At 44.5% G+C, this 836-nt stretch carries 1 protein-coding gene; it reads right to left on the reverse strand.

The window, feature by feature from the left end; translation table 11 throughout:
- Positions 1-836, reverse strand: an 836-nt coding sequence (locus RAC86_RS39310; protein WP_377887025.1) for a thiamine pyrophosphate-dependent dehydrogenase E1 component subunit alpha, incomplete at both ends; no start/stop codon positions are given.

An 836-nucleotide genomic window follows, 5' to 3' on the forward strand; every position in this document is an offset into this window, starting at 1 on the left:
CGAGGCATTTTTTCGTACATGATTTTCATTAAATCAGTTACTTTTTGCTTCGGTTCAGCATCAGCTTTTTTGATCGCTTGCTTAATTTCTTCTTTCGCATCCTCAATCACTTTTGCTTCTTCTTCTTCAGACCATAAGCCTTTGTTTTCAAGGAATGCACGGAAGCGTACAAGCGGATCTTTTTGTTCCCACTCATTTTCGATTTCTTTTGTACGATATTTAGTAGGATCGTCACCAGCCATTGTGTGCGGGCCATAACGGAACGTAAGTGTTTCAATTAGTGTTGGACCTTCGCCGTTGATTGCACGCTCGCGTGCTTCAGCAGTTGCTGCGTATACAGCAAGCGGATCCATTCCGTCTACTTGTACGCCGACAATACCGGCAGCTACAGCTTTTTGTGCAATTGTTTCAGCTGCAGATTGTTTTTCAACAGGAGTTGAAATCGCATAACGGTTGTTTTGCACCACGAAGATTGCAGGTGCTTTATAAGCTCCGGCAAAGTTAATTCCTTCGTAGAAGTCCCCTTGAGAAGCTCCGCCGTCACCAGTGTAAGTGATTGCGACAGCTTTCTTACCGCGTTTTTTAAGACCTAGCGCAACACCGGCAGTTTGAATGTATTGAGCACCGATAATGATTTGTGGAGAAAGGGCATTCACATCATCAGGCATTTGGTTTCCTCTGAAATGTCCGCGAGAGAAAAGAAACGCTTGATATAATGGAAGGCCGTGCCAAATTAACTGAGGCACATCACGGTATCCAGGAAGAACAAAGTCTTCTTTTTCAAGCGCGAAATGCGTTGCAATCTGAGAAGCTTCTTGACCCGCAGTAGGAGCGTA

This window comes from Bacillus sp. LR_5 (assembly GCF_042709275.1).